Genomic DNA, 11,014 nt, shown 5'->3' with positions numbered 1-11,014 from the left:
TCGGCGTGCTCACCGCGCAGGGCGGTGACGCCTTGGCGCGACACCAGATACGCGGGCGCGCCCCGGGGGGCGCCGGGGGGCGGGGGGGGCCCCCTCGTCCGGCCGCACGCACGCGCGGCCGATCCTGGGGGAGAGGGGAGCGGAGCGTCAGCGCATGTCGGCGGGGCGCTCGGTGCCCTCGAAGGGGAAGCGGCGGCGGAAGTCGTCGGCCGCGTCCTCCAGGGTCACGAAGGAGACGCCCTCGTGCCCGGAGACGTACTCGATGAAGCGCTCCAGCATCAGGAGCACCTGCGGGCGGCCGGACACGTCCGGGTGGAGCGTGACCGGGATGACGGCGTAGTCGAGCTCGCGGTGCACCCAGTCGAACTGGTCCTTCCAGTCCTGCTCCAGGGCGCGCGGCGACACATAGCCGTGGCTGTTGTGGCTGTGCTTGTTGAACATCATGGGCGGCAGGTCGTCGACGTACCAGTTGCCGCAGAACTCGACGAGGTCGACCTCGCGGCCGTGGACGAGGGGCTTCATCCAGTCCTTGGCCTCGGCCTTGTAGTCGATCTTCGTCCAGGAGTCGCCGACCCGGGCGTAGAACGGGGTGAAGTCCCGGTAGTTCTGCGAGTGGTCGTAGCTGAAGCCGTACTTGTGCAGGAGCGCGGCCGTCGACTCGGACATCTCCCACCAGGGGGCGACGTAGCCCTTGGGCTTGCGGCCGGTGAACTCCTCGATGAGCTCGACCGACTTGGCGAGGACGTCCTCCTCCTGCTGCGGCGTCATCGCGATCGGGTTCTCGTGCGAGTAGCCGTGCGCGCCGACCTCGTGACCGGCCTCGACGACCATCCGGGTCTGCTCGGGGAAGGTCTCGATGGAGTGGCCGGGGATGAACCACGAGGTGCGGATGCCGTAGCGCTCGAACAGCTTGAGGAGGCGGGGGGTGCCGATCTCACCGGCGAAGACGCCGCGCTGGATGTCGTTGGGCGAGTCCTCGCCGCCGTAGGAGCCGAGCCAGCCGGCCACTGCGTCGACGTCGACGCCGAGTGCGATCTGAATGTCCTTGGCCATGAAGGGGTGCTCCCTAACTACTGCAACTGGTACGGGGGAAAAAGGGCGGGCGGGGAGGGTCAGGAGAGGCGCTCGGTGAGGACCGCCGTCGCGGCGGCCAGCGCCTCCTGGTCCGATGCGGACCACTCGCGCTCGCGCATGCTGTGCACGGAGATCCAGCCGGTCATCGCGCCGCCCGTCTGGACCGGCGACAGCATCTGGGCGTTGACGCCGTAGACGTCGATGAGGGCCTGCGGAGGGTTCGGGGCGTCCCGGAAGTGCGGCTGGACCAAGGCGCGGCGCTCGGCCTCCAGCCACTCGACGGTGTTGAGGCGGCGCTGGTCGAGGGAGGCGTCGCGGCGGATCGAGCGCACTCCCTCGCCCAGGGCCTCGCCCGCGGTCAGGTCCACGTGCAGACCGTGCGCGGGCAGGTCCACGCGGAACGTCGTGCGGTCCGCGCCGGTCGCCGACAGCAGACCGGTGAGCACCGACTGCACCTCGGCGCGCAGGGCGCCGTCGCGCAGCAGGGTGCCGAAGCCGGACCACGACGGGGCGGCACCGGCGAGTCGCAGCGCGTTCCACAGCGTGGCCGTCACGGAATCGAACACCGGGATGTCCAGGGCCTGTTCGAGACGCTCGGCCTCGAAGGCGCCGTGCACGTTCGTGCAGACGACGGCGACGGCCTGGGCGCCGTCCGTCGCGGCGGCCTCGACCTGGCGGGCCACGTCGGCGGCCGGGATCCGGGCGAACGCCTCGTTGTCGTCCTCGCCGAACGGCTCGGCGAGCACGCACTCCAGGCCCTCCCGGGCGTACTCCGCGACGATCGCGTCGGCGACGTCACGGGTGTACGGCAGGGCCAGGCCGAGCCGGGTCACGCCGTACGCGGCGCAGGCGTCGAGCAGGGAGAGCGTCGACGTGGTGGCGGGGACGCCGGTGGCCTCGGTGAGCGCGGCGGCGAGCTTGCGGTCGCGCTCGACGCCGAGCCAGGAGCCGGAGGTGCCGTTCCAGACCAGGACGTCGACCTTGGCGTCGGCGAGCTGCCGGGCGGCGGCCAGCATCGGGACCGGGTCGAACTGGGCGTCGCTGCCCGAGTCGAGCGCGATCCGGGTGACCGGCACCCGCGCGAAGTGCGCGCTGACCGTACCGGCCGCGCCCCGCAGCAGCCCGTACGTCACGGGCTCCAGGCAGGTGTTGGACGAGGGCGTGAGCATGCCCACGCGCAGCGGACGGGTGCCGATCGTCGGACGGTTGTCGCTCATCGGACGACGAGCCTCCTCGAGTAGTCGATGACCAGGGACGAGACGGTGAACAGGGCGCCCGCGCCGACGAAGTAGAGCAGCGCCCAGGTGTAGGAGCCGGTGCCGCCGACGATGAAGCCGACCACGATGGGCGTGACGATTCCGGCGATGTTGCCGGACAGGTTCATGGCGGCGCCGACGACACCGGCGTTGGCGCGGCCGCCGAGCGTGGAGGGCAGCGCCCAGTACAGGCCGGCCCAGCGCAGGAAGAAGAGGACGCCGGCGAGCAGCAGGACGGCGGTGAGCGCGTCCGGGACGAGGACCACGCCCAGCAGGCCCGCCATGACGGCCACGCCCGCGGTGCCCATCATGGTGCGCAGCACGGTGTTGGTGTTGCCGCCGCGGTTGCGCCATGTGTCGGAGAGCCAGCCGCCGATGAGCTCGCCGACGAAGCCGGCGCCGAAGATCACCAGGGTGGACCAGCCGATCGACTTGATGTCGAAGCCCTTGGTCTCCGAGAGGTACAGCGGGCCCCAGGTCAGCAGGCCGTAGAAGACGCCGTTGAAGCCCATCCAGCCCAGGCACATGCCCCAGAAGGAGCGGTGACGCACGTAGGAGCGGAGCTTGGCGGGGCGGTCCTCGCACGGGGCGGCCGCGTCCTCCGCGGCGTGCGCCTCCTCGATGTACGTGGCCTCGGCGTCGTTGACCGAACGGTGCTCGCGCGGGGTGTCACGCAGGAACCACAGGGCGAGGAAGCCGACGGCGACCGTGACGACACCGGCCACGACGAAGCTGATCCGCCAGCTGCCCGTCCAGGCGATGAGGCCGGAGATCGCGATACCGCCGAGGGCGGAGCCGAGCGGGGCGCCGCCGTCCATCAGGACCGCGCCGCGGCCGCGCTCCTTGGGGGCCAGCCACGTCGCGTTGAGCTTGCCGCCGGCCGGCATGACCGGGGCCTCGACGGCGCCGAGCGCGAGGCGGGCCGCCAGCAGCGAGCCGACGCCCGTCGCGCCGGCGGTCAGGCCGGTGGCGATGCCCCAGCCGACGCAGGCGCCGCCGGCCATCTTGCGGGGTCCGAACCGGTCGATCAGCCAGCCCGCGGGGAGCTGCATCAGCGCGTACGTCCAGAAGAACGCGCTGAGCACGAAGCCGGTGACCTCCTTGGTGAGGTGCAGGTCCTTGGTGATCAGGGGGAGCGCGACGGAGACGGAGCCGCGGTCGATGTAGTTGAGCGAGACGACGCCCAGGAGAAGGACGAAGACCTTCCAGCGGGTGCGGCTGGGAGCGCCCTTGGCGGTGGCTCTGGGAGCCTCGGTGGCCGCGTCCGGGGACGACGCGGGCTTGGCTGACGACATGACTGACCCTTTGTTCGGCAGGGGGACGAGCTGCGGAAGGGCATGCTGCGGGCGGCCGCGGTGGCGGTCGGACGGGCAGATGTGAGGTGCATGTGACGTGCGCGTTCGGCGCTATGGCATACCAAAGAATGCGGAAGAGTATGGCCTGCGTCAAGGCGTTGGTATACCGTAAATTCAAAATTCTCCGGGGAGGGCACATGGCACAGGCGGGGTCCGGCGAGGTCGGATGGCTGCGCGACCAGGTCTGCGAGGGAATCAGGGACCGGATCATCGCCGGGCACCTCCGGCCGGGCGACCGGCTCCTCGAACGGGAGGTCGCCGAGGAGTTCGGCGTCTCCCGCATTCCCGTGCGCGAGGCGATCCGCGTCCTGCTCAGCGAGGGCTTCCTGGAAGCCGTCTCGCCGCGCAAGATCGTGGTGAAGCAGCTGTCGTTCCAGGACGTCCTCGACCTCTTCGACCTGCGGGAGGCCCTGGAGGTGCTGGCCGTGCGGCGCGCCACCGAACGCGCGGAGAAGCCCCAACTCGACGCGTTGCGGCGCCTGTTGGAGGTGGCGCGCAAAGCCACCGGCACCGGTCGGGCCGCGCGGATCTCCCGCGCCAACACCGACTTCCACCACCACATCGTGGAGATCGCGGGCAACACGATGCTCGCCGGCACGCTCCAGCCCCTGGAGGGCCGGATGCGCTGGCTCTTCCAGCAGGTCGACGACCCCGAGGCGGTGTGGGAGGAACACCGCGAGCTGTACGAGGCCATCGCCGCGCGGGATGTGGAGCGGGCCGCGGAGTGCGCGCTGCGGCATGTCCGCCACTACCGGGAGGAGGCCATCCGCCTCCTCTTCGACCCGACCCCGGCCCCGATCGAACCCTGACCCTGGGGCTCCGCCCGGCGCCGGTTCATGGGGGGCGGGGCGCCCGCGGCTGGACCCGGCTCCGCCTGCTCCCTCGGCGCCCGCCGCCATGACGACACACCTTGGCCCCGGCCCTGCTCCCACCCTCCCGCCGCCTCCGGGGGCGTCGGCCCGGCGTCGGGCCTTGCCGGGACGCGGCGTTGAGTGGGCGCCCGAGCCGATACAGCCTTGGCCCCGGCCCTGCTCCCACCCACCCGCCCCCTCCGGGGGCGTCGGCCCGGCGCCCGGCCTCGGGCAGTACGGCTTCCGGCTGCCGATGGCGTCCCCGCCGTGGGGGACGAGGACCGCTGCCGAGTGCCGCGTCGTGGTGGTTGCTCGCGCAGTTCCCCGCGCCCCTGGCGGGGCGCTTCTTCCCCGGAGCCTTTTGATCGGCCGGCAGTACCTTGGTGCCGCGTACGGCTTCGGTCGGCCCAGCCTTGGGCGGCGCGGGTGGGCAAGGCGGCGCCCAGGGGCCGGGTGCGGGATCGGTCGGCCCCGCCCTCGCTGTAGGCCGCTCACACCATCTGGCGCCGCACCAACTCGTGCAGGCGGCCGGTCGTGTCGGCCAGAAGGTCCGCCGGGGCGCCCTGTTGGACTACGCGGCCCGAGGCCATCACGATCACCCGGTCCGCGTCCAGGACCGTGGAGAGGCGGTGGGCGATCACGATGCGGGTCGCCCGGAGGGAGCGCGTGCTGTCGATGACGGTGCGCTGGGTCTCGTTGTCGAGGGCGCTGGTCGCCTCGTCGAAGAACAGGAGCTTGGGGCGCCGGATCAGCGCCTGCGCGATCATGAGGCGCTGGCGCTGGCCGCCGGAGATCGCGCCGCCCCCGGCGATCATCGTGTGCAGTCCCATCGGCATCCGCTTGATGTCCTCGGCTAGGCCCGCCATCGCGGCCGCCTCCCAGGCCTCCTCCTGCGAGAAGGCCTCCGCGCCGCAGATGCAGTCGAGGATCGAACCGGTCAGCGGCTGCGCGTTCTGCAGCACCACCCCGCACTGCCTGCGCACCGCCGCCCGGTCGAGCGCCGAGAGGTCCTGGCCGTCGTACAGGACACTGCCGGAGGTCGGCGCGTCGAAGCCGATCAGGAGGCGCAGCAGCGTCGACTTTCCGCAGCCGCTCTCGCCGACGATCGCCACGAACTCGCCGGGGCGCACCGCGAGCGACACGTCGTCCAGGACGAGCGGCCCGTCGTCGCCGTACCGGAAGGAGAGGCCGCGGGCCTCCAGCGCGCCGGACAGTTCGCCGGGCTGCGACGCCGCCTCCTGCACCTCCGGCTCCGCTTCCAGCACCGGCTTGATCTGCTCGTACATGGGCAGCACGGCGGCCGCCGAGAGCAGCGCCCCCGTCAGCTGCGTCACCGACGTGAGGAGCATCGTCACGGCCGTGTTGAAGGTCAGGAAGGCGGCGGCCGACAATGTGCCCCGCGCGGGACCGGCCAGCAGCATGAACATCACGAGTGAACACAGCGGCAGATAGACCGCGTTGAGGACCGTCGTCACGTTCTTGATCCGGCCCGCCCGCCGCTGCAGCTCCCGGCTGCGCGCGAACTCCTGCGCCCAGGCCCCGTACGCGAAGCTCTCCGCCCCCGCGACACGCAGCTTCGGCAGCCCGCGCAGGGTCTGGAAGGCCTGGTTGTTCAACTTGTTGCCGAGCTCGACCAACTGCCGCTGCCAGCGCAGCTCCCACAGCCCCAGCGTCAGGAAGACACCCGCGACGAGGACCAGCATGCCGAGCGCCGCGAGCGCCAGCGGCACGCTGTACACCAACAGCAGCACGAGGTTCATCGCGCCGATCGTCACGGACTGCACGACCACGGGACCGACCCCGGACAGGAGCCGCCGGATCGCGCTGATGCCCATGGCCGCGCTCGCCAGCTCACCCGTCGAACGCGAGGCGAAGAACCGGGTCGGGAGTCGCAACAGGCGGTCCCAGACGGCGGGTTGGAGGACGCTCTCGACGCGGCCCTCGACGCGGAGCACCGTCAGGTTCTGGAGCAGCATGAACGCCGCCGACACGACGCTCGCCACCACGACCGCGAGCGACACCTGCGTGATCAGACTCGTCTGCGCGTTCGGCACGTACGTGCCGAGCACCCGGCCCGTCGCGATCGGCACCAGCGAGCCCAGCCCCACCGTGACGAGGCCTGCGAGCAGCAGCCTGCGCACGTCCGCGCCGCTCGCCCGCATGCTGAACCGCATCAGCCGCCACGGGCTCGACGGCCCCTCCGGCAGCGGCCGGTACAGCATGACGGCCCGCTCCTCGAAGTCCTCCGCGTTGTCCTCGTCGATCCGCGTCCTGCGCTCGCCCGAAGGGTGCACCGCCTCGTAACCGCCGCGCCGCCACAGCAGCGCGACCGGCGCCCCGGACGCCGCCCGGAACCCGACCAGCGGCCCCGCGTCGCGGCGCCACCAGTCCCCGGCGAGCCGCACCGGCCGGGTCCGGATCCGGGAGGCCACCGCGATCTGTTCCACGGGTTCGATCCGCTCGTTGACCGCCTGCCCGCGCGGCGGCTCGGCGAGCGTGAGGCCGGCCGCCCGGGCCACCACTGCGCACGCCGCGTACGTCGCGTCGACACCGGCCGCTTCACCGCCCCGGTTGCGCCGCCGGCCCGAGCCGATCGACGCGAGGAGCGTGCGCTCGGCCTGCTCGCGGACCGCTTCGCCCGCCCGGATCCCGGCCGCGGCCCGGTCCTCGTGCGCGCTCTCCAGGCGTTCGATCCAGCGGTCGAGCGCCGACAGGAGCCGGAACTGCTGGTTCACCATCCGCTGCCACAGCGCGCCGTCCACCAGCAGATCGCCGGCCGCGTCCGCCGCGTACGCCGCCCCGTACTGCACGCTGCCCGGCGACAGCTGCGGCCACAGCACGTCGTCGTCGCTCTCCTCGTGTCCGTCGTACCCGGCGTCCGTCGTCGTCCGCCCGTCGAGCGGCGCCTCGAAGAGGACCCGCTGCCCGCGTCCCACCCCGAGTGCGAACGCCTCCTCCAGCAGACTCCACGCCGGCGCGTACCCGCCGCCGTACGCCGCGTCGTACGAGCCGTCGTGCGCGGGCGGCGTGTACGGCAGCTCCCGCAGCGGGATCCGGCGCAGTACGCAGCCCGTCGCCGGGCGGCCCACCAGCGTGTGCTGCGCGCCCTCGACGGGGCCGAGGAGCAGCGTGCCCGGCTCCAGGCGGCCCAGGAAGTGCCAGTGGCCCTGCGCGAGCGCGTCCACCGCGAACAGGTCGAGCGCCCCGTCGGCCACCAGCCACAGCACCTGCGGCCCCTCCAGCGGCAGGCTGCGCACCCCCGCGCAGTCCACCGGCGTGCCGAGCCCGCCGAACGCCGCCACCACCTGGTCGGACGCCGCGTGCGAGGTGAACCCGTCCTGCGTGTACGTCACTTCAGTGCTCCCTGACCAGCTCGGCGTACGGCCCGCCGGCCGCCACCAGATGCTCGTGCCGGCCGCGTTCGACGACCTCGCCGTGGTCGAGCACCACGATCTCGTCGCTGTCGCGCACCGTGCTCAGCCGGTGCGCGATCACCACGCAGGCGCAGCCGCGCCGCCGGATGTTGTCCATGACCGTCTGCTCGGTCTCCGCGTCGAGCGCGCTCGTCACCTCGTCGAGCACCAGGATGCTGGGCCGCCGCACGAGCGCCCGCGCGATCTCGAGACGCTGGCGCTGCCCGCCCGAGAAGTTCCGGCCGTCCTGCTCGACCCGGCCGTGGATCCCGCCGGGCCGCCGCGCCACCACGTCGTACAGGCACGCGTCGCGCAGCGCGTCCGCCACCGCCTCGTCGCTGATCGACGGGTCCCACAATGCGACGTTGTCCCGCACCGTGCCCTCGAACAGGAAGACGTCCTGGTCGACGAAGGACACCGACGCGGCGAGCGCCCCGCGCGGAATGTCGTCGAGCCGCGTCCCGTCGATGCGGATGACGCCCTCCCACGGCGCGTACAGGCCCGAGATCAGCCGCGACACCGTCGACTTGCCGCTGCCCGAACCGCCCACGAGCGCGACCTGTCGGCCGGGCCCCACGTTCAGCGAGAACCCGTCGAGCAGCGGCTTGTCGAGCGGGCTGTAGCCGAACGTGATGTTCTCCAACTCCACGTGCCCCTTCAGCCGGCGCGTGCTGCGCACCTGCTCGGGCCGCGCGTACAGCGTGTCGACGGGGAAGTTCTCGACGTCCTTGAGACGCGCCACGTCCGCCGCGAAGTCCTGGATCCGGCCCGCGACCCCGTTCAGCCGGGTGATCGGGGCCGTGAACCGGGTGACCAGGGCCTGGAACGCGACGAGCAGGCCCACCGACAGATGCCCCTCGACCGCCCGCAGTCCGCCGATCCACAGGATCAGCGCGCTGTTCAGCGTCGCGAGCGTCGGCGCCACGACCCCGAGCCACGCACTCGGCACCCCGAGCCGCTGCTGCTCCTCCAGCGTCGTCGCGTGCTGCCCCGCCCACCGCCGGAAGTACCCGTTCTCCCCGCCGGTCGCCTTCATCGTCTCGATGAGCTGCAGGCCCGTGTACGAGGTGTTCGTCAGCCGCGCCGAGTCCGCCCGCAGCTTCTGCGTACGGGTGGCCCGCAGACGGACGACGATCCGCATCGCCACCACGTTCAGGAGCGCGATCCCGACGCCGACCATGGTCAGTTGGGGGTCGTAGGTCCACAGCAGCGCCGCGTACAGCAGCACCACGATGCCGTCCACCCCGGCGGCCGTCAGATCGCGGGCCAGGGTCTCGGCGACCGCGTCGTTCGACTGGAGCCGCTGGACCAGGTCGGCCGGGCTGCGCTGGGCGAAGAACGTGACGGGCAGGCGCAGCAGATGCCCGAAGAACCGGGCGCTGCTCAGCGTGGACGAGATGATCCGGCCGCGCAGCAGGTTCGCCTGCTGCAGCCAGGTCAGCACCGCGGTGAGCCCCACCATCGCGCCCATCGACGCGAACAGCGCCCCCAGCAGCGAGGTCTGGTCCCCGATCAGGAACAGGTCGATGTACGTGCGGCTGAGCGCCGGCACCGCCGCGCCCACCAGGACCAGGAGCAGACTCGCGAGCAGCGCGGCGAGCATCGTCCCGGTCGTCCCGCGCAGCCGGCCCGGCAGCGCCTTCAGCACCCCGGGCCTGCGTCCGCCGGTGCGGAAGTCGTCGCCCGGTTCCATGACCAGGACGACCCCGGTGAAGGACGTGTCGAAGTCCTCCGTGGGCACGAACCGGCGCCCCTTGTCCGGATCGTTGATGTGCACGCCGCGCCGGCCGAGGCGCCGGCCGGTGCCGTCGTAGACGACGTAGTGGTTGAACTCCCAGAACAGGATCGCGGGCCCGCGGACGTCCGCGAGAGCCGCCGGCTCCATCTGCATGCCCTTGGCCGTCAGGCCGTAACTGCGCGCCGCCTTGAGGAGGTTGCTGGCGCGCGAGCCGTCCCGCGAGACGCCGCACGCGATGCGCAGCTCCTCCAGCGGGACGTGCCGGCCGTGGTGGGCGAGGACCATCGCGAGCGAGGCCGCGCCGCACTCCACCGCCTCCATCTGGAGCACGGTCGGCGTGCGCACCGTCTTGTGGCGGCGTGACTTCTTTGGCGGGGGAGCGGGGCGGGCGCGGCGCCGGCCGTGGCCCGCGGGCGGCAGCGAGGTCGAGGTCACGGCAGCAGCCAATCGATCGGGCGCTGCTCGGCGAGGTGCACGGCGCCGGAGGCGAGGGTCATGGAGGTGAGCGCGTACGGCGGACCGTCGGGCGTCGACCAGGCGTAGCCGGACTTCGTCGCCGGCGACCTGGTCAGCTTCACGAGGACGGGCACGCGCGGGCCGCCCCGGGTGAACTGCCCGGCGAGGTCGGCGTCGCCGAGCAGGTCGGCGACCTGGCGGCGGGTCTGCGCACCGCGCCCGACCGCCTTCACCGTGCCGTGCAGCATCCCGTACTGCCGGGCCTGCGGCACCGTCAGATCGACCTCGGCGCCCGCCGGGACCGTGCCCGCGCCGGTCGCCGGCACGTACAGCATCGCGACCAGCGGATCACGCGCCGAGCCGGTGCGCTCCACGGTGGCGACGTCGGCTCCCGTCGTCACGACGGCGCCGATGCGCGCGACCAGCGCGGTGACCCGGCCCGCCTCGATGGCGCGTACGGCCCGGTCGCCCTGCTCGGTACGGACCTTGAGCAGCGGCGCGTCCGCCCGGACCCGCTGCCCCTCCCGCACGAACACCCCGGTGACCTGACCGGTGACCGGGGTCTGGAGGACGTAGCTGCCCTGCCCGTAGGTGAGGATGCCGTCGGCCTTCAGCGTCGAGGACACCGAGCCGGTCACGGCCCACACGGCGGAGGCGGCCATCACGACGAGGGTGACGGCGAGCACGAGCAGCCCCTGGGGCCGCGCGAGCCGCACCGGGAGGTCCAGCGCCTCCGGCGACTGCAGCTTGGACAGAGCCTGTTGGCGGAACTGCACGAGCGGGTTTCCCTTGTCTGGCGAGCATCCCGGCCGCGCCCGGACCGGAAGGGGGGTGGTCCGGACGCGGCCGAAGGCCCCGGGACCGGAGGGGG

The 11,014-nt window shown here is 72.7% G+C and carries 7 protein-coding genes; 1 reads left to right on the top strand and 6 read right to left on the bottom strand.

From position 1 onward, the window contains the following. Nucleotides 1-147 precede the first annotated feature (147 nt). From ACFW9D_RS34170 to ACFW9D_RS34160, 3 genes are read right to left on the bottom strand one after another with little or no spacing between them, the layout of a single operon-like run. Nucleotides 148-1,053 (bottom strand): polysaccharide deacetylase, encoded by a 906-nt coding sequence (locus ACFW9D_RS34170; protein ID WP_188335926.1) that lies wholly within the window; start codon nt 1,051-1,053, stop codon nt 148-150. 59 nt (nt 1,054-1,112) lie between these two features. Continuing rightward, the gene (locus ACFW9D_RS34165; protein ID WP_384628560.1) at nt 1,113-2,291 is read right to left on the bottom strand and encodes an aspartate/glutamate racemase family protein; all 1,179 of its coding nucleotides are present in this window, start codon (nt 2,289-2,291) and stop codon (nt 1,113-1,115) included. After that, the gene (locus tag ACFW9D_RS34160) at nt 2,288-3,625 is read right to left on the bottom strand and encodes an MFS transporter (RefSeq protein ID WP_384628557.1); all 1,338 of its coding nucleotides are present in this window, start codon (nt 3,623-3,625) and stop codon (nt 2,288-2,290) included. The genes ACFW9D_RS34165 and ACFW9D_RS34160 overlap by 4 nt, the downstream gene beginning before the upstream one ends. Before the next feature lie 197 nt (nt 3,626-3,822). Between ACFW9D_RS34160 and ACFW9D_RS34155 the strand changes: the two genes are divergently transcribed. Beyond that, nucleotides 3,823-4,494 (top strand): GntR family transcriptional regulator, encoded by a 672-nt coding sequence (locus tag ACFW9D_RS34155; RefSeq protein ID WP_188335924.1) that lies wholly within the window; start codon nt 3,823-3,825, stop codon nt 4,492-4,494. Nucleotides 4,495-5,027: 533 nt separating this feature from the next. Here ACFW9D_RS34155 and ACFW9D_RS34150 read toward each other — a convergent pair. Genes ACFW9D_RS34150 through ACFW9D_RS34140 form a run of 3 tightly spaced genes read right to left on the bottom strand, consistent with a single transcriptional unit; the run spans nt 5,028 to nt 10,919 of the window. Beyond that, entirely contained in the window at nt 5,028-7,889 is a 2,862-nt protein-coding gene (locus ACFW9D_RS34150) for an NHLP bacteriocin export ABC transporter permease/ATPase subunit (protein ID WP_384628554.1), read from the bottom strand. Nucleotide 7,890: 1 nt separating this feature from the next. After that, nucleotides 7,891-10,122: an NHLP family bacteriocin export ABC transporter peptidase/permease/ATPase subunit gene (locus tag ACFW9D_RS34145; protein WP_384628551.1), complete on the bottom strand. Its 2,232-nt coding sequence runs from the start codon at nt 10,120-10,122 to the stop codon at nt 7,891-7,893. Further along, nucleotides 10,119-10,919 carry an HlyD family efflux transporter periplasmic adaptor subunit gene (locus tag ACFW9D_RS34140; RefSeq protein WP_188335921.1) on the bottom strand — a complete coding sequence of 267 codons (801 nt, stop codon included), beginning with the start codon at nt 10,917-10,919 and terminating at the stop codon, nt 10,119-10,121. The genes ACFW9D_RS34145 and ACFW9D_RS34140 overlap by 4 nt, the downstream gene beginning before the upstream one ends. Nucleotides 10,920-11,014 lie beyond the last annotated feature (95 nt).

It is taken from the genome of Streptomyces sp. NPDC059524, assembly GCF_042749255.1.
In the GTDB taxonomy this organism is placed as follows: Bacteria; Actinomycetota; Actinomycetes; order Streptomycetales; family Streptomycetaceae; genus Streptomyces; species Streptomyces xanthii.
The sequence above is the reverse complement of the archived record's forward strand: the minus strand, read 5'-3'. Positions and strand labels throughout refer to the sequence as shown.